At 68.7% G+C, this 23,564-nt stretch carries 21 protein-coding genes; 10 read left to right on the top strand and 11 right to left on the bottom strand.

The window, feature by feature from the left end:
- Positions 1 to 884, top strand: an 884-nt coding sequence (locus H0X95_RS14095) for a DMT family transporter (RefSeq protein WP_230878205.1), incomplete at its 5' end; no start/stop codon positions are given.
- Positions 885 to 1,167: 283 nt separating this feature from the next.
- Positions 1,168 to 1,542 carry a COG4315 family predicted lipoprotein gene (locus H0X95_RS14090; protein ID WP_006479101.1) on the top strand — a complete coding sequence of 125 codons (375 nt, stop codon included), beginning with the start codon at positions 1,168 to 1,170 and terminating at the stop codon, positions 1,540 to 1,542.
- A 128-nt stretch (positions 1,543 to 1,670) separates the two neighbouring features.
- On the opposite strand, the gene H0X95_RS14085 is transcribed toward H0X95_RS14090, so the two are convergent.
- Together H0X95_RS14085 and H0X95_RS14080 are read right to left on the bottom strand one after the other, a co-directional pair.
- Positions 1,671 to 3,188, bottom strand: a complete 1,518-nt coding sequence (locus tag H0X95_RS14085; RefSeq protein ID WP_034202380.1) for a CoA-acylating methylmalonate-semialdehyde dehydrogenase — start codon at positions 3,186 to 3,188, stop codon at positions 1,671 to 1,673.
- Positions 3,189 to 3,237: 49 nt separating this feature from the next.
- Positions 3,238 to 4,593 carry an aspartate aminotransferase family protein gene (locus H0X95_RS14080; RefSeq protein WP_012493315.1) on the bottom strand — a complete coding sequence of 452 codons (1,356 nt, stop codon included), beginning with the start codon at positions 4,591 to 4,593 and terminating at the stop codon, positions 3,238 to 3,240.
- A gap of 105 nt (positions 4,594 to 4,698) precedes the next feature.
- On the opposite strand from H0X95_RS14080, the gene H0X95_RS14075 reads away from it, so the two are divergent.
- The gene (locus tag H0X95_RS14075) at positions 4,699 to 5,649 is read left to right on the top strand and encodes a LysR family transcriptional regulator (protein ID WP_006494919.1); all 951 of its coding nucleotides are present in this window, start codon (positions 4,699 to 4,701) and stop codon (positions 5,647 to 5,649) included.
- A gap of 18 nt (positions 5,650 to 5,667) precedes the next feature.
- On the opposite strand, the gene H0X95_RS14070 is transcribed toward H0X95_RS14075, so the two are convergent.
- From H0X95_RS14070 to H0X95_RS14060, 3 genes are read right to left on the bottom strand one after another with little or no spacing between them, the layout of a single operon-like run.
- The gene (locus tag H0X95_RS14070) at positions 5,668 to 6,909 is read right to left on the bottom strand and encodes an MFS transporter (RefSeq protein ID WP_196446090.1); all 1,242 of its coding nucleotides are present in this window, start codon (positions 6,907 to 6,909) and stop codon (positions 5,668 to 5,670) included.
- Positions 6,906 to 7,241, bottom strand: coding sequence for a hypothetical protein (locus H0X95_RS14065; protein ID WP_006482655.1), 336 nt, complete (start codon positions 7,239 to 7,241; stop codon positions 6,906 to 6,908). Before H0X95_RS14065 ends, H0X95_RS14070 begins: the two co-directional genes overlap by 4 nt.
- Positions 7,242 to 7,278: 37 nt before the next feature.
- Positions 7,279 to 7,767, bottom strand: a complete 489-nt coding sequence (locus H0X95_RS14060) for a MarR family winged helix-turn-helix transcriptional regulator (protein WP_006482659.1) — start codon at positions 7,765 to 7,767, stop codon at positions 7,279 to 7,281.
- Between the two features lie 153 nt (positions 7,768 to 7,920).
- On the opposite strand from H0X95_RS14060, the gene H0X95_RS14055 reads away from it, so the two are divergent.
- Positions 7,921 to 8,412, top strand: coding sequence for a 2,4'-dihydroxyacetophenone dioxygenase family protein (locus H0X95_RS14055; RefSeq protein WP_080322737.1), 492 nt, complete (start codon positions 7,921 to 7,923; stop codon positions 8,410 to 8,412).
- Between the two features lie 108 nt (positions 8,413 to 8,520).
- Here the strand turns inward: H0X95_RS14055 and H0X95_RS14050 are convergent, their stop codons facing one another.
- Both H0X95_RS14050 and H0X95_RS14045 read right to left on the bottom strand, forming a co-directional pair.
- Positions 8,521 to 9,669: an epoxide hydrolase family protein gene (locus tag H0X95_RS14050; protein ID WP_059723394.1), complete on the bottom strand. Its 1,149-nt coding sequence runs from the start codon at positions 9,667 to 9,669 to the stop codon at positions 8,521 to 8,523.
- 78 nt (positions 9,670 to 9,747) lie between these two features.
- Positions 9,748 to 10,707, bottom strand: a complete 960-nt coding sequence (locus tag H0X95_RS14045) for a GlxA family transcriptional regulator (protein ID WP_080322736.1) — start codon at positions 10,705 to 10,707, stop codon at positions 9,748 to 9,750.
- 132 nt (positions 10,708 to 10,839) lie between these two features.
- Here H0X95_RS14045 and H0X95_RS14040 point away from each other — a divergent pair, with 132 nt between their 5' ends.
- Positions 10,840 to 11,640 (top strand): SDR family NAD(P)-dependent oxidoreductase, encoded by an 801-nt coding sequence (locus H0X95_RS14040; protein WP_034203351.1) that lies wholly within the window; start codon positions 10,840 to 10,842, stop codon positions 11,638 to 11,640.
- Here H0X95_RS14040 and H0X95_RS14035 read toward each other — a convergent pair.
- From H0X95_RS14035 to H0X95_RS14025, 3 genes are all read right to left on the bottom strand, one after another.
- The gene (locus H0X95_RS14035) at positions 11,622 to 12,986 is read right to left on the bottom strand and encodes an MFS transporter (RefSeq protein ID WP_080322735.1); all 1,365 of its coding nucleotides are present in this window, start codon (positions 12,984 to 12,986) and stop codon (positions 11,622 to 11,624) included. The two genes, H0X95_RS14040 and H0X95_RS14035, sit on opposite strands and share 19 nt — an antisense overlap.
- A 94-nt stretch (positions 12,987 to 13,080) precedes the next feature.
- Positions 13,081 to 14,433 (bottom strand): MFS transporter, encoded by a 1,353-nt coding sequence (locus tag H0X95_RS14030; protein ID WP_006482652.1) that lies wholly within the window; start codon positions 14,431 to 14,433, stop codon positions 13,081 to 13,083.
- 186 nt (positions 14,434 to 14,619) lie between these two features.
- The gene (locus H0X95_RS14025) at positions 14,620 to 15,579 is read right to left on the bottom strand and encodes an MBL fold metallo-hydrolase (protein ID WP_059723389.1); all 960 of its coding nucleotides are present in this window, start codon (positions 15,577 to 15,579) and stop codon (positions 14,620 to 14,622) included.
- A 177-nt stretch (positions 15,580 to 15,756) separates the two neighbouring features.
- Here H0X95_RS14025 and H0X95_RS14020 point away from each other — a divergent pair, with 177 nt between their 5' ends.
- A complete protein-coding gene (locus tag H0X95_RS14020; protein WP_048985520.1) occupies positions 15,757 to 17,412 on the top strand; it encodes an IclR family transcriptional regulator in 1,656 nt (551 codons plus the stop codon).
- A gap of 797 nt (positions 17,413 to 18,209) precedes the next feature.
- Here H0X95_RS14020 and H0X95_RS14015 read toward each other — a convergent pair.
- The gene (locus H0X95_RS14015) at positions 18,210 to 18,692 is read right to left on the bottom strand and encodes an Lrp/AsnC family transcriptional regulator (RefSeq protein WP_006479115.1); all 483 of its coding nucleotides are present in this window, start codon (positions 18,690 to 18,692) and stop codon (positions 18,210 to 18,212) included.
- 284 nt (positions 18,693 to 18,976) lie between these two features.
- Between H0X95_RS14015 and H0X95_RS14010 the strand changes: the two genes are divergently transcribed.
- The 4 genes from H0X95_RS14010 to H0X95_RS13995 all read left to right on the top strand — a co-directional run bounded on the left by H0X95_RS14010 (position 18,977) and on the right by H0X95_RS13995 (position 23,544).
- Complete coding sequence (locus H0X95_RS14010) at positions 18,977 to 19,633, top strand: LysE family translocator (RefSeq protein WP_006481932.1); 657 nt, start codon at positions 18,977 to 18,979, stop codon at positions 19,631 to 19,633.
- 116 nt (positions 19,634 to 19,749) lie between these two features.
- The gene (gene kch / locus H0X95_RS14005) at positions 19,750 to 20,925 is read left to right on the top strand and encodes a voltage-gated potassium channel protein (protein WP_006481934.1); all 1,176 of its coding nucleotides are present in this window, start codon (positions 19,750 to 19,752) and stop codon (positions 20,923 to 20,925) included.
- Positions 20,926 to 20,986: 61 nt separating this feature from the next.
- Positions 20,987 to 21,418 (top strand): YqaA family protein, encoded by a 432-nt coding sequence (locus tag H0X95_RS14000; RefSeq protein WP_048985523.1) that lies wholly within the window; start codon positions 20,987 to 20,989, stop codon positions 21,416 to 21,418.
- Between the two features lie 140 nt (positions 21,419 to 21,558).
- Complete coding sequence (locus H0X95_RS13995) at positions 21,559 to 23,544, top strand: methyl-accepting chemotaxis protein (RefSeq protein WP_080322734.1); 1,986 nt, start codon at positions 21,559 to 21,561, stop codon at positions 23,542 to 23,544.
- The last annotated feature ends 20 nt before the right edge of the window (positions 23,545 to 23,564 follow it).

Raw genomic sequence — 23,564 nt, 5'->3', positions numbered from 1 at the left:
CGGCCATCTACGTGAAGCTCACGCTCGTCGCGCTGTTCTGGGGCGGCACGTTCATCGCAGGCCGGATCCTCGCCGCGACGATGTCCGCGACCTCGGCGGCCACCGGACGCTTCGCGATCGCCGCGCTGCTGCTGGTCGTGCTGACCTGGCAGGTCGAAGGCGGGCTGCCGACACTCAGCGGACGCCAGATCGTGACGACGTTCGGCCTCGGCGCGACCGGCATCTTCCTGTACAACGTGTGTTTTTTCGCGGCGCTCGCGCGGATGCCGGCCGGGCGCACCGCGCTGTTCGTCGCACTGAATCCGGTCGCCACCGCCGTGCTGCTGTCGGTCGTCGTGCGCGAACGCCTGTCGCTGTCGCGCTGGGCCGGCATCGCGGTCGCGCTGTGCGGCGCGCTGGTCGTGATCAGCCGCGGCGATTGGCTGCGCGTGCTGACCGATCTCGGCAATACGTTCGGCGCCGGCGAACGCTTCATGCTGTGCGCGGTGCTGAGCTGGGCCGCCTACACCGTGATCGGCCGGCGCGCGCTCGACGGGCTGTCGCCGCTCGCGGCCACCACGTACGCGGCGCTCTGGGGCCTCGCGCTGCTGCTCGTCGCGCACCTGTTCGACGCGACGGCGACTGGCGGCACGCCGCTGACGTGGCAGGCCGTCGCATCGATGCTCTATCTCGGCGCCGTCGGCACGGTGATCGCGTTCGTCTGGTATTCGCAGGGCATCCGCCTCCTCGGGCCGGCCCGCGCGGCCGTGTTCACCAACCTGGTGCCGGTGTTCGGCGTGCTGCTGTCGGTCGTGCTGCTCGGCGAGCCGCTGTCGCCGTCGATGCTGGCCGGCGGCGCACTCGTGATCGCGGGCGTCGCACTGACCAATCGCGCGAACCGCTGATGCGTCGGCGTGCGCCGCGTTCGGGGACGGATGCCGAATACCGGATGCAGGCGCCCGCCATGCCGTTGCGTGCTGCATACGTCGGGCCGATACGCCCCCCGATCTTCTCGCAGCCCCGCCAAAAACCGCCTATCGTGAATGAAGCGCCCCCGTTTGCCGCCGTTCGACCGTGCGTCGCCCGCCGCGGCAACGGCCTTGCGTTCCGGCGCCATTCACCGCGGTCGTCGCGCACGCTCGCCCGTGCACGCGATCGCGCCCGCCCACCGACTACCAGGAGGCACACATGAAAGCTGCGCTGCTCGTCAGCTCCGTCCTGCTCGCCATGGCGTCCGCCTCGGCCTCGGCCCAAGGTTCGATCACGAAAGTCGAGAACGGCGCGCTCGTCGCCGCCAACGGCATGACCGTCTACGCATTCGACAAGGACAAGCCCAACGCCGGCACCAGCGCCTGTACAGGCCCATGCGAAACCCTGTGGCCACCCTACAAGGCCAGCGCGACCGACGTACCGGTCGGGCCCTACACGATCGTCAAGCGCGACGACGGCAGCCCGCAATGGGCGTACAAGGGCAAGCCGCTGTACTTCTTCTCGAAGGACATGAAACAGGGCGAGCGCAACGGCGACAACTTCAAGAACGTGTGGCACGTGGTCGCGCCGTAAGCCTTCTTTCGCCGCCTTCCGCGCATTTCGCGAGGACGTAAAAAAGCCCGCCCCCGATCGTCGATCGGGGCGGGCTCCGGCCGCTTCGCACGTCGCACCGGCCGCATGCAGCCGGTGCGCGCGTGGGCTCAGCGGCTCGACGGGAAGCTGAACACCGTCCCCTCGCGCACGCCGGCCGACGGCCAGCGTTGCGTGATCGTCTTGCGCTTCGTGTAGAACCGCACGGCGTCCGGACCATAGGCATGCAGGTCGCCGAACAGCGAACGCTTCCAGCCGCCGAACGAGTGGTATGCGACCGGCACCGGCAGCGGCACGTTGATGCCGACCATGCCGATCTGGATGTTGTCGCCGAAATAGCGCGCAGCCTCGCCGTCGCGCGTGAACAGGCACGTGCCGTTGCCGTACTCGTGCGCATCGATCAGCGCCATCGCCTCGTCGAGCGACTTCAGGCGGATCACGCCGAGCACCGGCCCGAAGATCTCGTGCTGGTAGATCGGCATGCCGGGCTTCACGTTGTCGAACAGGCACGGGCCGAGGTAGTAGCCGCCGTCATGGCCGTCGACCTTCACGCCGCGACCGTCGACGACGAGCGTCGCGCCGGCTGCCACGCCCGCTTCGACGAAACCCGTCACCTTCTCGAAATGCTGCTTCGTGACGAGCGGGCCCATGTCGACGCCCGCGCCGTTGCCCGGGCCGACCTTCATCTTCTCGATCTCGGCCTTCAACCCCGCGACGACCTTGTCGCCCGTTTCGTCGCCGATCGCGACGACGAGCGGAATCGCCATGCAGCGCTCGCCGCACGAGCCGTACGCGGCGCCCATCAGCGCGTTCACCGCATTGCCGATGTCCGCATCCGGCATCACGACCGCGAAGTTCTTCGCGCCGCCGAGCGCCTGCACGCGCTTGCCGTGCGCGCAGCCGGTCGAGTAGATGTATTCGGCGATCGGCGTCGAGCCGACGAAGCTCACGGCCTTCACGCGCGGATCGGTCAGGATCGTGTCGACCGCTTCCTTGTCGCCGTTCACGACGTTCAGCACGCCCGGCGGCAGGCCGGCCTCGAGCGCGAGCTCGGCCATGCGCAGCGTGGACGACGGCGTACGCTCGGACGGCTTCAGCACGAACGTGTTGCCGCAGGCGACGGCCATCGGCCACATCCACAGCGGCACCATCACCGGGAAGTTGAACGGCGTGATGCCGGCCGCGACGCCCAGCGCCTGGAACTCGCTCCACGAATCGATCGCGGGGCCGACGTTCTTGCTGTGCTCGCCTTTCAGCAACTCGGGCACGTAGGTCGCGTATTCGACGTTCTCGATCCCGCGCTGCAGTTCGCCCATCGCATCGGCGAGCACCTTGCCGTGCTCGGCCGTGATCAGCGCGCACAGCTCGTCGGCGTGTTCCTCGAGCAGCGTCTTGAAGCGGCTCATCACGCGGGCACGCTTCAGCGGCGGCGTGTTGCGCCACGCCGGGAACGCGGCCTGCGCGGACGCGATCGCGGCTTCGACGGTCAGCTTGTCGGCGAGCGCGACGCTCTTGTGCGATTCGCCGGTGGCCGGGTCGAACACCGGCTGGACGCGGCTGCCGCCGTCGACGCGCTTGCCGTCGATCAGGTGGCCGACGGTGGAAGTCACATTGCTGTCGTGTTTCATGTTTCGGGCTCTTTCGTGAATTCGGTTATCGCTGCGGGCGAGCGGTGGCTCAGTCCACTTCGTTCAGTGCGTCGGACAGCGCGTTGACCAGGTTGTCGATCTCGCGCTTCTCGGCGATGAACGGCGGCGCGAGCTGGATCGTGTCGCCGCCGTAACGCACGTAGAAGCCCTTCGCCCAGCAGCGCATCGCGATCTCGTACGGGCGCCGTGCCGGCTCGCCCGGCAGCGCGGCGATCGTCAGGCCGGCCGCCAGCCCGTAGTTGCGGATGTCCGCGATGTGGCGCTGGCCCTTCAGCCCGTGCACGGCCGCCTCGAAATGCGGCGCGAGATCGCGCACGCGGGCCACCGCGTCTTCCTTCACCAGCAGGTCGAGCGCCGCGACGCCGGCCGCGCACGCGACCGGATGCGCCGAATACGTGTAGCCGTGCGGGAACTCGAGCATGTACTCGGGGCCGCCCGCGGCCATGAACGTGTCGTAGATTTCCTTCGTCGCGATCACGCCGCCGAGCGGCTGCACGCCGTTCGTCACCTGCTTCGCGAAGTTCATGATGTCCGGCACCACGCCGAATGCGTCGGCGCCCGTCATCGCGCCGGCGCGGCCGAAGCCCGTGATGACCTCGTCGAAGATCAGCAGGATGTCGTGCGCGGTACAGATGTCGCGCAGGCGCTTCAGATAGCCCTTCGGCGGCACGACCACGCCCGCCGAACCGGAGAACGGCTCGACGATCACGGCCGCGATGTTCGACGCGTCGTGCAGCGCGATCAGCTCGAGCAGGCGGTCGGCCAGCTCGGCGCCGTGCTCGGGCATGCCGCGCGAGAACCTGTTCTCGGCCAGTTGCGTATGCGGCAGGAAATCGGCATCGAGGCCCTGACCGAACAGCTTGCGGTTCGGTCCGATCCCGCCGACCGAGATGCCGCCGAAGTTCACGCCGTGATACCCCTTCTCGCGACCGATCAGGCGCGTTTTCGTGCCCTTGCCCTTTGCGCGCCAGTACGCGCGGGCCAGCTTCAGCGACGTGTCGGCCGCTTCCGAGCCCGAACCCGTGAAGAATACGTAGTCAAGGCCGGCCGGCGTCAGCTCCTTGATCTTGTTGGCAAGTTCGAACGATTTCGGATGGCCGAACTGGAAGGCCGGCGCGTAGTCGAGCTGCGCGACCTGGCGGCTCACGGCCTCGACGATTTCCGTGCGGCCGTGACCGAGGCCCGTGCACCAGAGGCCCGACAGGCCGTCGAAGATCTTGCGGCCTTCGGCGTCGGTGTAATACGCGCCCTTGCCGGACACGATCATGCGCGGATCGGCCTTGAACTGACGGTTGGCCGTGAACGGCATCCAGTGCGCATCGAGCCAGGCGGCGTCGGTGCGGAGGTTCGTGTCGTCGTGCTGGGCGGTGGTGATGTCGGTCATGTCGGTCGGCGCGGCGCGCCCCTCCTCCTTGTGATGATGTTGCACATTGTCGGGACGACAATTAGTCTTTTGAATATCGCAATATCAATGTTCACTTGCTCAACTATGCAAGCAAAGAAACCGAAGAGCCGCGCGCTGCTCGGGCAGCTCAGCGACATGGATCTCCGTCTGCTGCGGGTCTTCAAGGGCGTCGTGCAGTGCGGCGGGATGGCGGCGGCCGAACTGGAACTGAATATCGGCATCTCGACGATCAGCCGGCACGTGAAGGATCTGGAAACGCGGCTCGGCCTCGTGCTGTGCCGGCGCGGCCGCGCGGGCTTCACGCTGACGCCCGAGGGGCAGACGGTGTACGAGGAAACGCTGCGGCTGCTCGCGTCGATGGAAGCATTTCGCAGCAGGATCGACGGCATTCACGACCGGATGGGCGGAGAACTGCACATCGCGGTATTCGACAAGACGGCCACCAACGCGAATGCCCGCCTCGGCGACGCGATCCGCCAGTTCGCCGACGAAGCGCCCGACGTCGCGCTGAACCTGCACGTCGCGTCGATCAACGAGGTCGAGCGCGGGATCATCGACGGCAGTTACCAGGTCGGGATCATTCCCGTGCATCGCAACTCGGGCAGCCTCGTGTATTCGGAGCTGTTCGACGAACGGATGCTGCTCTACTGCGGCCGCCAGCATCCGCTGTTCGATGCGCCGCACGGCAAGCTTACGTGGACGACGATCCGCAACCACGCGTTCGCCGGGCTGGGTTTCCATTCGCCGAACATGGAGCTGAGCCATCGCGCGAAGCTCACCCGCAGCGCGACCGCGTCGGACCAGGAATCGATCGCAACGCTGATTCTGTCGGGCCGCTATCTCGGCTTCCTGCCCGATCACTATGCGGAGAGTTTCGAAAACAAGGGGCTGATGCAGCCGATCGCGCCGCACCGGTTCAATTACCGTTGCCGGTTCGTGAGCCTGCTGCGGCGCTCGCCGCGGCCGTCGCGGGCGGCGCTGCTGTTCCAGTCGTGCCTCGACGCCGCGCATGCGGCGGCACGGCCGGCGGCGTAGCGGCGGCTTGCGGTCCGGTCAGGCGGCGTCGCCGCCCGTACGCGGCTGTGCCCGCTTGCGCGCGACGAAATGGGTCGCGACGAGCGCGGCCGCAAAGCCGGACGCCGCGCCGACGCCGAGCGCCCAGCGCGGGCCGAGATGGTTTGCCACCCAGCCGGCCACCGGCGCGCCGATCGGCGTGCCGCCCAACGCGACCGCGAGGCGCAGCGCCATCACGCGGCCGCGCATCGCCGGCTCGGTGGACAGCTGCATCAGGCTGTTGGTCGAGTTCATGAAGGTGATCGCGGCGATGCGCGTCAGCACCAGCGCCGCGGCGAACGACCAGTAGCCGGGCGCCAGCGCGGCGAACATGCAGCCGAGCCCGAACAGCGTCGCGCCGATCCACAGATGACGAAACCGCGGCTGCTCGCGGCGCGCGGCGAGCAGCGCGCCCGAGATCGTGCCGACCGCCATCATCGACGACAGGAACCCGAACCCGCGCGCGTCGACGTGAAACACGCTGGCGGCCATCGTCGAAATGAACAGCTGGAAATTGAGCCCGAACGTGCCGATCAGGAACAGCATCACGAGGATCGCCGTCAGGTCCGGGCGACGCCACACGTAGCGGAACCCGTCGAGCAGGCTGCTGCGCGCGCGATCCGCCCGCACGTTCGCGCGCAGTTCGTCCTCCCGCAGCCGCGACAGCGACGCCAGCACCGCGAAGAAGCTGAGCCCGTTCGCGAGGAACGCCCAGCCGGTGCCGACCGATGCGATCAGGAACCCGGCCGCCGCCGGGCCGACCATCCGCGCGGCATTGAACGACGTCGAATTGAGCGCGACCGCGTTCGCGAGCTCGCGGTCGCCAACCAGTTCCGCGACGAAGGTCTGCCGCACCGGCGCGTCGAACGCCGACGCGCAGCCGAACAGGAACGCGAACACATACACGTGCTCGAGCCGCACGGCGCCGGTGACCGTCAGCACCCCGAGCACGAGCGCCAGCGCGCCCATCAGCGCCTGCGTCGCCATCAGCAGCTTGCGCTGGTCGAAGCGGTCGGCCGCGTAGCCGGTCCACGGCAACAGCAGCAGTTGCGGCCCGAACTGCAGCGCCATCACCGTGCCGACCGCCGAGGCATCGTGATGCGTGAGTTGCGTGAGGACGAGCCAGTCCTGCGCGGTGCGCTGGATCCACGTGCCGATGTTCGACACCAGCGAGCCGATCGCCCACACGCGATAGTTGAAACTGCGAAGCGAGCGAAATACGCCCGCGGCCGGCACGCTCATGGCCGCTCCCGGTCCGGCTCGTTGCCGCCGTGCAGCGCGCCGAAGCGCCGCGCGAGGAACAGGCCGAGCACCAGGATGCCGAGGCCGAGCGCCGCGGCGTCGGCCGTGCGCTTCAGGTCGAAATCGCCGACCCGGCACACGAGCGCATACGCGATGACGAGGTTCACGACGCCCCACACCACGTTCACGGTGGACGACGACAGCCCGCGGCCGGGCGGATTCGCGAACGGCGTCTGGAACGGCTCGCCGCGCAGCCCGCTGACGAGATGCGGCACGACGTTCGCGAGAAACGCACCGCCGAAGAAGTACGACACGAGAGGCAGGAAGTTCATGCGCGGATTGTCCTTGCGGCGAGTGGATCGGAGCGGTTCACGGACGCGCCGGGTCCTGGAATTCGGCGAGCCGCTGCAGCAGCTTCACGGCCGCCGCGAGCTCGGCCTGTTCCGCCACCGACAGTTGCGCGTGCAGCGCGCGGAACAGCCAGTCGTCCTTGGCCGCGCGGTTGGCTTGCAGCACCTTGCGGAAACCGGGCGTGAGCGCGATCAGCGTCTGCCGGCCGTCGCTCGGATCGGGCGCGCCGGCGACCGCGCCGAGCGCCTCGAGCGTCGCGACCGTCACGCGCATCGATTGCGGGCGCACGCTTTCGGCACGCGCAAGCGCCGACACGGTCGCCGGGCCGTCGCGGTCGAGCCGCAGCAACACCGATTTCTGCGAGGACGTGAGGTCGTTCGGATGGGTCTGTTCCCGCAGCCGCCGCATCAGCTTGCCGACCGAGATGCGGAGTTCGCCGGCGAGACCGGCCAGCGGGAGTGGGTCGGGGGGAGACGATGGCGCGTTCATAAATTCAAGATAGCACATCGACAGTCAAACTGTACAGTTTGACTGTATATTTCAGCGTGTAAGCATCGCCCCCGCCGTGCCGGCCTTCGCCGCGGCGCCGCCTCCGTTCGGCCGCGTGATCCGGCTCTGCGATAATGCGGGCTTCTTTCCGTTTCCGCTCCGCCTTCCGCCATGACGCAGCCGTCCGCCCCGATCTCCACCGACCTGCCGCCGATCTCCTGCCTGCCCGGCGACGCGCTGCCGTGGCTGCCGATGAGCGCCGACCTGCCGGGGCTCGCGATCAAGTACCTGCACATCAATGCGGCCGAGGACACGCTGACCGCGCTGCTGAAGATGCCGGCCGGCGGCACGCTGCCGCGCCATCGTCACGACGGCGAGGTGTTCGTCCATACGCTGCAGGGTGCGTGGCGCTACCGCGAATACGACTGGGTCGCGCACGCCGGCTCGACGGTGCTCGAACCGGCCGGCTCGGTGCACACGCCGGAAACCCTCGGCGCGCCGGGCGAGGACGTGATCACGCTGAACGTGATGCGCGGCGATCTCGTGCTGCTCGACGACGACGGCCGCGAAACGGCGCGCGAGAACTGCCGCGTCGCGCTGCTGCGCCAGCGCAAGCATGCGCGTACGGCGCGGGATGCGGCCACGGCGTTCGTCACGCGATAAGACACGCGGCGGCGGCGCGACGCGATTCGCATCGCGCCGGCTCCCGTCACGCCTGAACCGCGCGAGCGCCCTGCGGCACCGGTTTCCGCCGAGCGGCCTGCCCGCCCGTTACCGGAAACGCCGGAAAAACCGCCGAATATCGTCGGCGAGCAAGTCCGGCTCCTCCAGCGCCGCGAAATGGCCGCCGCTCGGCATGTCGGTCCACTGCACCACGTCGAACACGCGTTCGAGCCAACTGCGCGGCGGACGGCTGATCTCCTTCGGAAAGCGCGCGAAGCCGACGGGCGCCGCCACGCGTTGCCCCGGCGCGAAGCGCATCGGCTGCAGCCGGTTTTCCCAATACATCTGCATCGACGAGCCAATGCAGCCGGTGAACCAGTAGAGCGATATGCCCGTCAGCAGCGTGTCGTGCGAAAACCGCCGCCCGACGTCGCCGTCGCAATCGCTCCACGTGCGGAATTTCTCGGCGATCCAGGCGGCCAGCCCGGCCGGCGAATCGTTGAGCGCGACGGCCAGCGTCTGCGGTTTCGTCGCGTGCACGTGCGCGTATCCGCCTTCCATCGCGACCCAGTCGGTGCGCTGCTTCAGGAATGCCTGCTCGTCGTCGGTCAGCGGCGCGGCCGGGTCGATCGCCGGCTCGTAGCTGCCGGGCAGGTAGTTCAGATGGACACCGTCCACCCTGTCTGCATGTCGCGCGCCGAGCGCCACCGACACGGCCGCGCCGATATCGCCGCCCTGCGTGCCGAAGCGTCGATACCCGAGGCCGGCCATCAACCCGGCCCAGCGATCGGCGACCTGAAACGCAGACATGCCGGGTGCCGCCGGCGCCGGCGAGAACAGGAAACCGGGCAGCGAGGGCACGACGACGTCGAATGCGTCGTCAGGATCGCCACCGAATGCCGCCGGATCGCACAGCCGATCGAGCAGCGCATCGAATTCGAACACGGAGCCCGGCCAGCCGTGCGTGATGACGAGCGGATAAGGTGTCGGTCCCGCGCCACGTCGATGGATGAAATGCACGCGCTGCCCGTCCACGTCCGCGACGAACTGCGGCAGCCGGTTCAGCGCACGCTCGAGCGCACGCCAGTCGAAGCCCCCGGCCCAGTACGCGACCAGCTCGCGCAGCCATGCGCCGTCCACTCCCTGCTGCCAGGGCTCGGCGGGGGTCAGCGTCGGCGGGCGCGCGTCGCGCAGGCGCCGGCGCAGATCATCGAGCGCTTGATCAGGTATCGCAATGTCGAACGGTACGGCGTGCATCGTGTCTCCTCGCGAAGCATGTCGACGAGATTCTGCGCGCTTTTTCCGACTCGCGCCGGCGGCGGGCGGCCACGCTCGTCAGCCCGTTTCCCGCTCGTCGGCCCGCGCGTCGCGCCGCAGCGCCTGCGGCGGCACGCCGAACCCGCGCACGAACGCCTCGCGCATGTGCCGGCGGTCGCGAAAACCGTTCTCCTGCGCGATCACGTCGAGCGGATGGCGGCTCTGTTCAATCATCAGCCGCGCCGCTTCGAGCCGCAGCCGCTCGATCGCCTTCGCCGGCGACTGTCCGGTTTCGAGCGTAAATATGCGGCTGAACTGGCGCGGGCTCAGGTGCACGGCCTCGGCCAGATCCTCGACGGTCAGCGCGCGGCCGAGGTTTTGCCGCGCGTAGTTGAGCGCGTTCTGGATCCGGTCGGATTTCGGCGCGAGATCGAGCATTTCCGAATGCTGCGACTGGCCGCCGGCCCGGCGCTGGTGCATCACCAGCTTGTGCGCGACCGACCGCGCGGCATCGGCGCCGAGATCCTTTTCCACCATGGCGAGCGCGAGATCGAGCCCGGCCGTCATCCCGGCCGACGTCCAGATCGGGCCGTCGACGATATAGATCCGGTCGTCCTCGACGCGAATCTCCGGGTAATGCCGCTGCATGTCGCGGCCGAACGCCCAGTGCGTGGTCGCGCGACGCTGCGCGAGCAGCCCGGCCTCGGCCAGCACGAACGCTCCCGTGCAGATGCCGGCGATCCGCCGCGCACGCGTACTCGCGCGGCGCAGATAGGCGACGACGCCGGCCGGCGCCGGCGCGGCGAGCGGATCGTTGACGCCCGCGACGATCCACGTGTCGACGCCGATCCGCCCGCGCAGCGCGCGCGTGGCGACCGGCAGCCCGAGCGACGAGCGCACGTCGCCGCCGTCGACCGAATAGTTGTCCATCGCGTAGAACGGCTTCTCCAGACCCATGTTCGCGTACTCGAACACCGACTGCGCGGCGAGCGCCATGATCTGGAAGCCGTCGCTGATCAAAAAGCCGATTCGGTGCATGTGCGTCCCCCGGTCCCGTGTCGATCGCTGCGATGTCCGGAATCATACCCATCTACGTCATTTGTGTCGAAGCGCTTCGAGGCCAGAATGCTTTCACGCCATCCGGCCATCCTCACCGAAACGGAGTACATCATGACGCAAGCCCATCGCGGTACCGCCCTCATTACCGGCGCGTCGTCGGGCATCGGCGCCGTCTACGCGGACCGCCTCGCGCGCCGCGGCTACGACCTGATCCTGGTCGCGCGCAGCCGCGAGCGCCTGAGCGCCCTCGCCGAGCGCATCACGAACGACACGCAGCGCAGCGTCGAGATCGTCGACGCGGACCTCAACGACCGCGCGGCGCTCGCCGCCGTCGAAGCCAAGCTGAAACAGGACGCGAGCATCACGCTGCTGGTGAACAACGCGGGCATCGGCACGCATGCGCCGCTGCTCGACAGCGACGTCGACGCGATGACGCGGATGATCGACCTGAACGTGACCGCGCTCACGCGCCTGACCTATGCGGCGGTGCCCGGCTTCGTCGCACGCGGGCGCGGCGCGGTGATCAACATTTCGTCGATCGTCGCGATTTCGCCGGAAACGCTGAACGGCGTGTACGGCGGCAGCAAGGCGTTCGTGCTCGCGTTCAGCCAGTCGCTGCATCACGAGCTCGCCGGCAAGGGCGTGCAGGTGCAGGCCGTGCTGCCCGGCGCGACGGCCACCGATTTCTGGCAGACGGGCGGCCTGCCGCTCGAGCACCTGCCGAAGGAAATCGTGATGACCGCGCACGACATGGTCGATGCGGCGCTGGTCGGGTTCGAGCGCGGCGAACTCGTGACGATCCCGTCGCTGCACGCGGGCGACGAATGGGACGCATACGAGGCCGCGCGCCGCACGATGGCGCCGCACCTGTCGGCCGATACGCCCGCGCCGCGCTACACCGCGGCGCGCTGATTGCCGGCGGGACCCGCGTCGCGCGGTGCGGCACGCACGCCCAGCAGCATCGCGACCGCGCACGCGGCCAGCAATCCGGCGATCATCAGCATCGCCGAATCCATGCTGCCGGTGCGCGTGCGGATCACGCCGACGATCCACGGCGTGATCATCCCGCTCGATACGCCGATGCTGCTGATCAGCGCAATGCCGCCTGCCGCACCGGCACCCGCGAAATACGCGGACGGCACGGCCCAGAACACTGGATGCGCGGCGAAGATCAGCATCGCCGCGATCGACAGCAGCGCCATCATCGCGACGATGCTCGGCAGATGCAGCGTCAGCAACGCGAGCGCCACCGCACCGCCGAACGCGCATGCGGCGAAATGCCGGCGGCGTTCGCGCTTGCGGTCCGAGCGCCGCGCGATCGCGATTAGCCCGGCCGCGCCGATCGCGTTCGGCACGATCGACAGCAGGCTGATGTGAACCACGTCGTGAATGCCGAATTCGCGAATCATCAGCGGCATCCAGAACAGCAGCATCAGCAGCGCGGTCGTCAGCGAGAAATAGATGAACGCGAACAGATAGATGCGCGGCTCGGCCAGCACCTGCCGCAGCGACGAAGCCGCGTGCGCGGGTGCCTCCGCGCGATCGGCAGCGAGGTCGGCCGCGAGCCGCCGCCGGTCGTCGTCGGACAGCCAGCGCGCGTGTTCGGGGCGGTCGCACAGCCAGAACCATGCCATCACGCCGAGCACGAGCGCCGGCGCGCCTTCGATCGCGAACATCCATTGCCAGCCGTGCAGACCGAGCACGCCGGACATCCCGCGCATCAGCCAGCCCGACAGCAGTCCACCGACCATCCCGGCCACCGCGACGCCCGCATAGAAGATCGACAGCACCGACGCGCGACGGCGCGCGGGATACCAGTACGTCAGGTAGAACACGACGCCCGGGAAAAAGCCGGCCTCGAAAAGCCCGAGCAGGAAGCGCAGCACGTAGAACTGTCTTGCGCTGTCGACGGTGATCATCGCGACCGACACCGCGCCCCACAGGAACATGATCCGCGCGAACGTGCGTCTTGCGCCGAAGCGGCGCAGCAACGCGTTGCTCGGCACCTCGAACAGCACGTAGCCGACGAAGAACAGCACCGCGCCGAGGCTGTACATCGCGTCGGTGAGGCCGAGATCCTGCCGCATCTGCAATTGCGCGAAGCCGATGTTGCTGCGATCGAGGATCGACACGATGTAGCAGACGAACAGGAACGGCACGATGCGCATGCCGATGCGGCGGTACAGCGCGTCGTGGTCCGACGCGCGAGGGCCGGACGCTGCGGCATGCGCGGCGTCTGCCGGGAGAGGGGCTGACATCGATCGTCTCCTCCACGGAAGTCAACAGGGAGCGGGCAGGACGTGCAACGCCGGTCGCCGCCGCCCGCCGACGGCGACCGGCCGAAGCCGACGTTCAGCCGCGCCGCGCGCCCTCGCCCTTCACGCCGAGCATCAGCGCCACGCCGCTCGCCACCAGCAGCGCGGCCAGCAGGTACACGGCGAGATCCATGCTGCCGGTGCGCGTGCGGATCATCCCGATCACCCACGGACTGACGATGCCGCTCGTGATCCCGATGCTGCTGATCAACGCGATCCCGGCCGCGGCGGCATTGCCGGACAGGTAGCGGGTCGGCACGGCCCAGAAGATCGGCAGCGCGGCGAAGATCAGCGTGGCCGCGATCGACAGGCACGCGAGCATCGCCGCGAAGCTGTGCAGGTGCAGCGTCAGCGCCGCGAGCGCGAGGCCGCCGCCGATCGTGCAGCACGCGAAGTGCTTGCGGCGTTCGCCGGTGCGGTCCGAGCGGCGCGCGATCAGCACAAGCCCGACCGCGCCCACCGCATTCGGCACGACCGTGTAGAGGCTCACGGCGACGACGTCGGTCACGCCGAAGTCGCGGATCATCAGCGGCATCCAGAAGTTGAGCGTCAGCGACGCGCAGGTCAGCGAGAAATAGATGAACGCGAACAGATACACGCGCGGATTCGCGAGCGCGGTCATCACGCTGCGGCCGTCGTGCGCATTGCCGTGTGCGCGGCCTTCGGCGCACAGCGCGGCGACGCGCGCCTTTTCGTCGGACGTGAGCCACGGCGCGTCCTGCGGCCGGTCGACGAGCAACGTGAACGCAACGAACGCGAGCAGGATCGCCGGCGCCCCTTCGATCGCGAACATCCATTGCCAGCCGTGCAGCCCGAGCACGCCGCTCATGTCGCGCATGATCCAGCCGGACAACAAGCCGCCGAGCACACCGGCCACCGCGACGCCCGCGAAGAACACCGAGATCGCCGCCGCACGCCGGTTCGCGGGGAACCAGTAGGTCAGGTACAGCACGATGCCGGGGAAGAAGCCGGCCTCGAACACGCCGAGCAGGAAGCGCAGCACGTAGAAATGCGACGGCTGCGACACGAACATCATCCCGGTCGACGCGAGGCCCCACAGCAGCATGATCCGCGTGAACGTGCGGCGCGCGCCGAAGCGCGCGAGCAGCATGTTGCTCGGCACTTCGCAGAACACGTAGCCGACGTAGAACACCGCGGCGCCGAGGCCGTACATCGCATCGCTGAAGCCGAGATCGTGCTTCATCTGCAGCTGCGCGAAGCCGATGTTGATGCGGTCGAGAAACGACACGACGTAGCAGAGGAACAGGAACGGGACGATCCGCCACGCGATCTTGCGGAACAGCAACGCGTCGCTGAAGGCGGATGCGGAAGTCGGCGCCGACGCGCTCGCGTGCGCGAGCGTCGCTTCGGCGGGAAGCGATTGGGGCATGTCTCTCTCCAAACGGGCCGCGCGATGTCGAGCGCGCGGCAGTCTCCGAGGGCGTGCATGCGCCCTGCTTTCTTGTGAGACCGGATACGGTTGCCGGCACCGCGGCGCGATGCCGCCGCGACTGCCGCAACCTTCAGGGAAACGGCGAGGCGATCATGTGAGCGCCGCCCCGCCGCCGTGTGCCGCTCAGTCCTGCAGCGCGGCCCACATGTCCTTGTCGCGCTGCGCGGTCCAGATGCGCGGATGCGCGATGCCGCTCGCCTCGTCGAACGCACGCGACACGTCGAACGGCAGACAGTGCTCGTAGATGAACACGTGGCCGAACTTCGGGTCCATCGCTTCGCGCGTGAGCGCCATCGCCGCCTTCAGGTCGAGATTGCGCTCGACGGCCTTGCGGCCCTGCGCGAGCAGCGTCGTGACGAAATCCTTCGTGTAGTCGAGGCCCTTGTTCACTTCCGCCGGATTCAGCAGCGCGGGGCCGCGGCCCGGCACGAGCTTCTCGGCGCCGAGCGCGCGCAGCGCCTCGAGCGTGGCCGGCCACTGTTCGAGCTGCGCGTCGCCGCAATAGCACGCGGCGTCGTATTCGACGAGGTCGCCCGAGAACAGCACCTTCTGCGACGGCAGCCACACGATCGTGTCGCCCTTCGTGTGGCCCGAGCCGACGTGCATGATCTTCACTTCGAGCTTGCCGAGGAACAGCGTGATCTCGTGCTCGAACACGAGCGTCGGCCAGGTCAGGCCCGGCACCGTCTCGACGCCGGCGAACAGGCGCGGGAAGCGCTCGATCTCCGACTTCATGTCGGCCTCGCCGCGCTCGACGATCATCTCGTACGTGCCGCGGCTCGCGATCACGTGCTGCGCGCCTTCGTCGAAATACGCGGACGCGCCGAGCACGCGCACCGCGTGGTAGTGCGACAGCACCACGTGCTTGATCGGCTTGTCGGTGACGCTGCGGATCTTCGCGATCAGGTCCTGCGCCATCGCGGGCGTCGCGGTCGTGTCGACGATCAGCACGCTGTCGTCGCCGATGATCACGCCCGAGTTCGGGTCGCCTTCGGCTGTGTACGCGTAGGCGTTCTCGGACAGCTTCGTCCAGGTGACTTTCTTCTCTTCCAGATCGGCTTGGGAGGCGAATGCTTTGGCCATTGTGCGTTCCGTGGCTGCGAGCCATGTGTTGAGGGGTGTCAGCGGATCATCTGCTCGCGCCGAATATTTGTCAATGGCAAACGTGCTTGTTATTGTCTAATACGGGTAAACCTGCGGGCTGGCGCGAGAAATGGCGTCGGATACCATGCGGGGTTTCGTCAACGGAAGAATCATCGCGTGCAGAACCACGAAGTCAGCGCGGACGATGCGCCGCCCAAGGCGCAGCGCGGCATCCAGAGTGTCGAGGTCGGCGGCCGGCTGCTCGACGCGCTCGCGCGCCGGCGCAAGCCGCTCGGGCTGTCGGAGCTGGCCGCGGCGGCCGATCTCTCCACTGCTCAGGCGCACACCTATCTCGTGAGCCTGACGCGACTCGCGCTCGTGAAACGCGACGCGCTCACCGGCAACTACGAGCCGGGCCCGCTGTCGCTGCGGCTCGGGTTGATGTCGATCGAGCGCCAGCCGGCCTACCGTGCGACGCTGCCGCACGCGGTGCGGCTCGCGGAAACGGTCGGCCTGAGCGTCGCGCTGTCCGTGCCGGGCGTGCTCGGCCCGACGATCGTGCGCATCGAGCACGGCGGCTATCCGTTGCACGTGAACCTGCACGTCGGTTCGGTGATGTCGCTCGACACGACGGCGACCGGCCGCGTGTTCCGCGCGTTCGGCGACGCCGCGCAACTCGACGCGATGGCGGCCAGCCAGGCCGGCGCGGGCGATACGCTGGCAGGCGCCGAAGGCGCGCCGGTCGCGCCGGACGCCGATGCGCAACCCGCCGAACTCGACGCGATCCGCATGCGCGGCATCGAACGCAGCATCGACCGGCCGAGCCCCGGCGTCAGCGGGATGTGCGTGCCCGTCCTCGATGCGCACGGGCGGCTCCAGCTCGCGTTGACGGTGATCGGTTCGACGGGATCGATCGATGTCGACTGGGACGGCCCGATCGCCGTGGCCTTGCGCGACGCGGCGCGGCAGGCGACCGCGTCGCTCGGCGCCGCAGGTGCGGACCCGGCACCGGCGTCCGCGCCCGCGCCGGCCGCCGCGCGCGTACCGCCCGCGCTGGCCGACGACGCAAAAGCGCAGCGCGGGATCAATGCGCTCGACAGCACCGGCGAGTTGCTGCTCGCGCTGGTGTCGGCGGGCCGCGCGCTGCCGCTGCGCGATCTCGCGACGGCGGCCGGCATGCCGGCCGCGAAGGCGTTTCCGCATCTGGTCAGCCTGCAGAAGATCGGCCTGCTGAGCCGCGACGACGCCGGCTGCTTCGACGGCGGCCCGCTCGCGCAGGCGCTCGGCCTGATCGCGATGCAGCGAGTGTCGCCGACCCGCGATGCGGAAGCCGAGATCGTCGCGCTCGCCGGCGCGACCGACATGAGCGTGGCCGCCGCGACGCTCGGGCCGCTCGGGCCGACCGTGATCCGGCTCGAAGAATCGGCGCGGCCGCAGCACGTGAGCCTGCAAGTCGGCACCGTGATGTCGCTCGTCAATACGGCGATCGGCCGGATTTTCGCGTCCGGCATGTCCGACGACGTGCTGGCCGACCTGCTCGCCAACGAGCCGGTGCGCCTCGCCGGCGCGCACGCCGCGCCGGACGATGCGGCCTTCCGCGCCCGGCTCGCCGCGATCCGCGCGGACGAACTCGATTTCGCGTTCGACGCGCCGGTGCCCGGCATCGGGACGATCGCCGCGCCCGTATTCGATCACACCGGCAGCATCCGGCTCGTGATCGCGATCATCGGCTCGTCGCGCGGCTTCCCGCGCGGGCCGGACAGCGCGCTGGCGCAAGCGCTGCGGGCCGCGACGCGGCGGCTGTCGTGGCGCTTCGGGTGGATCGGCCGGTAAGCGCACTTTTTTTCCTACGCCCGACTTCGTTCTTTCTCCACGCAAGGCCGTGCCGGCACGGCCTCGTCACGCCTGCCCGGAATGCCCGGGTGGCCGACATTCATGTTGCGCAGCAGCAACACAAATTGTCAGTAATTCTCATATAACGAAATCGCATTTCACAAGACGGTGCCGCTTCGCTATGATTAGGGTTATCCCTAACTCGCCACCTATATGGGGCTTCGTCATGCAAACGTCTAATGTCTCCGATCGTTCCACCCAATCCACTGGCTGGCTCGCACGTGTTGGCGAGCTGCTGGCAGAGGCCTGGGCGCTCCACCTCGAGAACTGCGAAGTCATCGCTGAAGCACACGCGCGTCTGCCGCGCTGAGCGAACGGCCGGCCGGCTGACGCGTTTGCGCTGACGCACGCCGACCGCGGCGGTCGCGCGGCGTACCCGACGGGCGCGCCGGGCATGCAGAAAGAGGCCGGGATTCGTCCTTCCCGGCCGGATACGCGCACCGCATCGGCAGCGTTTCAAGGTCGTCTCGAGGCCGTGTTTCAGGCCGAGACCGGCGCCGATTCGGGTCGGCGCGGACCGTCGTCAGCCGGTTGCGGCCCGGACGGGATGCCATTCTTCGCGACTTGCGCGCGCTTGCGCCGGGCCATGCCGGACGGAAGATCCATCCGTTTTTGTGCCCCCGGGGCCGTCTGCCCGGCACGCCCTCCTCTAAGCCGTTCGCCGGCTTTCCTCCGCGCCTGCGTCCGATCGCACCCGCCGTCGCTGCAGCGACGGCCGTGCGCCGATCTCCGCTCCCTCACACCTGAATCGAAGGCACGTCCTTCATGCACCGCAGCGCGAACATCGAGCGGCTGTGGCGGATGCTCGAAATCCGGTACAGCTTTTCGCGCAGGAAGCGCTCGTAGCCGGCCGTGCCGTCCACCGCGACCTTGATCCAGTAGTCGTACTCGCCCGACACCAGATACGCCTCGAGCACCTCCGGCAGCGCCGCCAGTTCGGCGCCGAAGCGCGCCAGCGCGTCGTCTTCATGGCGATCGAGCGTGACTTCGAGGATCACGATGTCCGCGTAGCCGAGCTTGCGCTGGTTGACCAGCGCGACATAGCCGTCGATGTAGCCGTCGAGTTCGAGTTGCCGCGTGCGGTTCCAGCAGGCGGTGGTCGACATGCCGATCTGTTCGGCCAGTTCGGCGTTCGACAGGCGCGCATTTTTCTGCAATGCCCCCAGGATCTTGCGGTCCTGATTGTCGAGCGTTTTCGGCGTGCGTTCGCGGGTAGCCATGATGAGAAGAATCTTCTACTGAAAATCGGCATTCTATCTGAACGGGATTCCGGTTTCAGGCGCGTTTTGCTGGAAAACAGGAAGCCTTTTAACCGGGCCGCTTGATACATTTTCTCCATGCCTGCTGCCCGGCACACTCCCCGCGACAACCCCTCGCAGCGGGACGCACGGCCGCAATCACGAGTTGCGGTGCCGGCCGGCAGGCATGCGATTCCCCGCCGCCCGCACGCCTATCCGACCGCGTGCGGGGCCGGTGCCTGCTTCCCCGTTCCTGCCCGTCCGTCATGTCGTTCAAGCTTTATCTGTCGTTCCTCGCCGCTTCCGTCGTCCTCATCTACGCGCCCGGCCCCGTCAACCTGCTCACGATGAACCAGGCGCTGCGCACCGGCTGGCGCCGCGCGCTGCCGTGCGTCTGGGGCGGCACGCTCGCCGTGCTGCTGCAACTCGCGCTGACCGCGCTGTGCCTCAATTCGCTGGTCCACCTCGACGAACACGCGCTGACCGTGCTGCGCTGGGCCGGTGCCGCGTATCTCGTCTGGCTCGGCGGCAAGCAATGGCTGAGCCGCGCGCCGGCCGGCGCAGCCGCGGCACCGGCCGACGTCGACGCGGGAACGGCGATCGCCGCGCCGGACGCCGACTCCGGACGCGCGCTGTTCTGGCGCGGCGTCGCGACTTCCGGGCTGAATCCGAAGACGCTGCTGTTCTTTCCGTCGTTCTTTCCGCAGTTCATCAGCCCGACTGCCGACTGGAGCCTGAACCTTCAATACCTGCTGCTCGCCGCGACGTTCGCGCTGCTGTTCGCGGGCGGCGTCGCGTCGATGGCGCTGTTCTCGCACCGGCTGAGCCGCGCGCTGCAGCGGCCGGCGCGGATGCGGGCCATGAACCGCGTGACGGGCGGGCTGCTCGTCGGGATGGGCGCGATCATGGTCGGCTGGAACTGAACGGCCGGCGTGCCGGCTCCGTGGCGGCGACCATCGGGCCCCGCGAAAAAGCAGCCGAACGCCGAATGCTTTAGGGTAGCGGCTGGTTCGTTGGACATGCCCTGCCGGGCGACTGAATGAAGCACGTCACTACCCGCCTGCGGCGCCTGTTCGCGCCGATCGGCCTGCACTGGTATCTCGCCCTCCTGCTCGCGCTCGATGCACTCATGGTGCTGCGCCCCGTCGTCGAACACGCGCGGCTCGGCCTGCATCGCGCCTGGCTCGCCGATGCGCTGAACCTCGTCGACAACATGGGGCTCGTCGTGCTGCCGCAGGTGGTCGTCGCGGCCGGCCTCGCGACGATGGCCATCGGCATCGTGCTGCGCGCCCGCGTCGCGTGGGTGCTGTCGATCCTGCTGCTGGTCGCGGCGGCCGCCATCAGCGTGCTCGGCGGCTATCGCAGCCACGCGGTGTTCGTCTATACGGCCGTGCTGGTCGTCGCGCTGCTGTACTACTGGCGGCACTTCGACCGCGCGAGCATCGCCGCCAGCAGCCTGTTCGCGTTGCTGAGCATCGTGTCGCTGCTGATCTACGCGACCTTCGGCGTGCTCTATCTCGGCGACGAATTCACGCCGCCCGTCCACGATCTCGCCACCGCCGTCTATTTCTCCATCGTATCGATGTCGACCGTCGGCTACGGCGACATCGTCCCGCACGCGCCGACCGCACGCCTGTTCACCGCGTCGGTGATCGTGCTCGGCATCACGGTGTTCGCGACGTCGATCAGCGCGGTCGTCGGCCCGGTGATCGGCGGCAATCTGAAACGGATCGTCAAGGGAGGCATTTCGAACGTGATCCGCAAGCATCATTTCCTGATCGTCGGCGCGACGCCCGTCGCGCATGCGGTGCACGACGGGCTGCGCAAGCGCGGCTACGCGGTGACCGTCGTCGTGCCGGCCGGCGTCGAGCACAACTATCCGGCCGCGACCGACCTGATCGTCGGCGATGCGACCGACCATGCGGTGCTGGAGAGCGCCGGCGCGGCGACCGCCCGCGCGGTGCTCGCGCTGCGTTCGGACGACGCCGAAAACGCATTCATCATCCTCGCGATTCGCGAGATCGCACCGTCGGTGCGCACGGTCGCGCTCGTGAACCAGCAGCGCAACCTCGAACGGCTGCGGCTGTTGAAGCCCGACATGGTGTTCTCGCCGCAGCAGCTCGCGGGCGAACTGCTCGCCAGCACGCTCAACGACGAACCGGTCGACAAGTCGGTGATCTCGCACCTGCTGTTCGGCACGACGGATGCCGCATGAGATCGTGAGCCGATGACCGCGTGACCGGAGCCGGCCGCCGCATGGCCGGTACAATCGCGCGATGTCCGAATTGCTCACTTACGGCGGCCTGTTCGCCGTGTCGATGGTCGCCGCGACCCTGTTTCCGCTCCAGTCCGAAGCCGTGCTCGCCGGCCTGCTGCTCGCCGGGCGCGAACCCGCGTGGGCGCTGGTGCTGGTCGCGAGCGTCGGCAACGTCGCCGGCTCGGCGATCAACTGGGCGCTCGGCCGCGGCATCGAGCATTTTCGCGAGCGCCGCTGGTTTCCGGTCAAACCGTCCGCGCTCGCGCGCGCCGAGCGCTGGTATGCGCGCTACGGCCGCTGGTCGCTGCTGCTGAGCTGGGCGCCGGTGATCGGCGATCCGCTGACGATGATCGCCGGCGTGCTGCGCGAGCCGCTGCCGACCTTTCTCGTCATCGTGACGATCGCGAAAGTCGGCCGCTATCTGGCCGTCGCGTGGCTCGTCACGCACTGACCTCCGCTCGCCCTGCGCGGGCGTGCCGGCCGCCATCGACGACGTCCCGCTAAAGATTCCGCCGAAGTTGCCGTATTAAGTGGACGACTAGCGGTGACGCGTGCGTTCCGCCCCCTCTCCCTCCCCACTCAGGATGTTGCATGAGATCGACCCAATTGGGCCGGGTGAGCGTCGGCGCGCGTCTGGCCGCGCTCGCGTGCGCGCTCGTCGCCTTGCTGTTTACCGTGTTTGCGTGGACGCTCGCCCATTTCGCCGGCCAGCAGCTCGCCGATGAAGCGCATCAGCGGATCGCCGACAAGGAGCAGTCGATCCGCGCGATGGTCGACCTGTTCGACCAGGCATTGAGCGCCGAAGCCAACCGCTCGATGTCGCTGTTCGCGAGTTTCCTGCCGGCCGATTTCACGCTCGACCCGGCGCGCACCGTCGATATCGGCGGCGTGGCCGCGCCGACGCTTCTCGCGGGCGGCCAGCCGCTCGACCTCGATTACTCGATTCCCGACCAGTTCCTGAAGAAAAGCGGCGCGATCGCGACGATCTTCGCGCGCGACGGCGACGATTTCGTGCGCATCACGACGTCGCTGAAGAAGCAGGACGGCGCGCGCGCCGTCGGCACGAAGCTCGACCGCGCCGGCCCCGCGTATGCGCCGCTCGTCGCCGGGCGCAGCTACACGGGCCTCGCGAAGCTGTTCGGCCGGCCGTACATCACGCAGTACAAACCGGTGACCGATGCGGGCGGCCGCGTGATCGGCGCGCTGTTCGTCGGCCTCGACATCGGCGTCGAGCTCAAGCTCGTCGAAGACGGCATCCGCGCACTGAAGATCGGCGACAACGGCTACTACTTCGTGCTCGATGCATCGCAAGGCCCGTCGCGCGGCACCTTCGTCGTGCATCCCGATGCGGCCGGCCAGCGGGCCGACGACGCGCGTGCGCCCTACGCGCAGATGCTGGCGGCCGGCGAAGGCCGGCTCGCGTACACGTCGACCGATCCCGCCGCGCACGACGGCGGGCCGAGCGCGAAATTCGTGTCGTTCACGACGATTCCGCAGTGGCAATGGCTCGTCGGCGGCGTTGCGCTCGACGACGAGCTGCTTGCCACCATGCGCGCCACCCGCAACCGCTTCCTGATGATCGGCGCCGTGCTCGTCGCGGCGTTCGCGACGCTGTTCGTCATCGTCGTGCGACGCGTGGTGAGCCGGCCGCTGGAAGCCGCCGCGCGCGCGTCCGAACGCTATGCGGCGGGCGACCTCAGCGTGCGCATCCGCGACGGCGCGGGCGGCGCGCCCGGCGGCACGGGCAACGACGAGATCGGCCGGCTCGTGCAGGCGGTCGACGGGATCGGCGACGGCCTCGCGCGGATCGTCGCGCAAGTGCGCAACAGCGCCGCCGACATCGCGCACGGCACGGTCGGCATCGCGGCCGGCAGCGGCGACATCGCCGCGCGGATCGCGACGCAGGCCAGCAGCGTCGAACAGACGGCCGCCAGCATGGAGCAGATCACCGCCGCCGTGCAGCAGAGTGCCGAGCACGCGGCGCAAGCCAACGCGCTGGTCGCGGACGCGTCGGCCGCCGCGACGAACGGCGACGCCGCGGTGCAGCGCGTGGTCGCGACGATGGACGACATCGGCCGCGCGACGCGCCGGATCGCCGAGATCACCGGCGCGATCGAAGGCATCGCGTTCCAGACCAACATCCTCGCGCTGAACGCGGCCGTCGAAGCCGCCCGCGCGGGCGAACACGGCAAGGGCTTCGCGGTGGTCGCGGCCGAGGTGCGCGCGCTCGCGCAACGCAGCGCGGCCGCGGTCAAGGAGATCGACGCACTGAGCACCGAATCGTCGACGACCGTCGAACAGGGTTACCGGATCGCGGACGCCGCGCGCGGCACGATGCGCGACATCGTCGCGCGGGTTGACCAGGTGCGCACGCTGATCGGCGAGATCAGCGCCGCGTCGCGCGAGCAATCGACCGGCATCGAGCAGGTGAACCTGGCCGTCACGCAGATCGGCGACGCGACGCAGCAGAATGCGCGGCTGATCTCGGATGCCGAGCGCGCGGCCGTCGCGCTGCGCGACCAGGCCGCGCAACTGTCGGACGCGGTCAGCGTGTTCCGGCTCGAACGCGACGCGTGACCGACGGCGGGCGATCGGCC

Origin of the sequence: Burkholderia sp. 9779_493, assembly GCF_015712215.1 — a bacterium.
Lineage (GTDB): Bacteria > Pseudomonadota > Gammaproteobacteria > Burkholderiales > Burkholderiaceae > Burkholderia > Burkholderia cenocepacia.
This window is presented reverse-complemented; position numbering and strand designations above follow the sequence as displayed.

Coding starts and splice junctions, on each gene's coding strand:
- H0X95_RS14090 (WP_006479101.1), top strand. CDS start 1,168: ATGAAAGCTGCGCTGCTCGTCAGCTCCGTCCTGCTCGCCATGGCGTCC.
- H0X95_RS14085 (WP_034202380.1), bottom strand. CDS start 3,188: ATGAAACACGACAGCAATGTGACTTCCACCGTCGGCCACCTGATCGAC.
- H0X95_RS14080 (WP_012493315.1), bottom strand. CDS start 4,593: ATGACCGACATCACCACCGCCCAGCACGACGACACGAACCTCCGCACC.
- H0X95_RS14075 (WP_006494919.1), top strand. CDS start 4,699: ATGCAAGCAAAGAAACCGAAGAGCCGCGCGCTGCTCGGGCAGCTCAGC.
- H0X95_RS14070 (WP_196446090.1), bottom strand. CDS start 6,909: ATGAGCGTGCCGGCCGCGGGCGTATTTCGCTCGCTTCGCAGTTTCAAC.
- H0X95_RS14065 (WP_006482655.1), bottom strand. CDS start 7,241: ATGAACTTCCTGCCTCTCGTGTCGTACTTCTTCGGCGGTGCGTTTCTC.
- H0X95_RS14060 (WP_006482659.1), bottom strand. CDS start 7,767: ATGTGCTATCTTGAATTTATGAACGCGCCATCGTCTCCCCCCGACCCA.
- H0X95_RS14055 (WP_080322737.1), top strand. CDS start 7,921: ATGACGCAGCCGTCCGCCCCGATCTCCACCGACCTGCCGCCGATCTCC.
- H0X95_RS14050 (WP_059723394.1), bottom strand. CDS start 9,669: ATGCACGCCGTACCGTTCGACATTGCGATACCTGATCAAGCGCTCGAT.
- H0X95_RS14045 (WP_080322736.1), bottom strand. CDS start 10,707: ATGCACCGAATCGGCTTTTTGATCAGCGACGGCTTCCAGATCATGGCG.
- H0X95_RS14040 (WP_034203351.1), top strand. CDS start 10,840: ATGACGCAAGCCCATCGCGGTACCGCCCTCATTACCGGCGCGTCGTCG.
- H0X95_RS14035 (WP_080322735.1), bottom strand. CDS start 12,986: ATGTCAGCCCCTCTCCCGGCAGACGCCGCGCATGCCGCAGCGTCCGGC.
- H0X95_RS14030 (WP_006482652.1), bottom strand. CDS start 14,433: ATGCCCCAATCGCTTCCCGCCGAAGCGACGCTCGCGCACGCGAGCGCG.
- H0X95_RS14025 (WP_059723389.1), bottom strand. CDS start 15,579: ATGGCCAAAGCATTCGCCTCCCAAGCCGATCTGGAAGAGAAGAAAGTC.
- H0X95_RS14015 (WP_006479115.1), bottom strand. CDS start 18,692: ATGGCTACCCGCGAACGCACGCCGAAAACGCTCGACAATCAGGACCGC.
- H0X95_RS14010 (WP_006481932.1), top strand. CDS start 18,977: ATGTCGTTCAAGCTTTATCTGTCGTTCCTCGCCGCTTCCGTCGTCCTC.
- kch (WP_006481934.1), top strand. CDS start 19,750: ATGAAGCACGTCACTACCCGCCTGCGGCGCCTGTTCGCGCCGATCGGC.
- H0X95_RS14000 (WP_048985523.1), top strand. CDS start 20,987: ATGTCCGAATTGCTCACTTACGGCGGCCTGTTCGCCGTGTCGATGGTC.
- H0X95_RS13995 (WP_080322734.1), top strand. CDS start 21,559: ATGAGATCGACCCAATTGGGCCGGGTGAGCGTCGGCGCGCGTCTGGCC.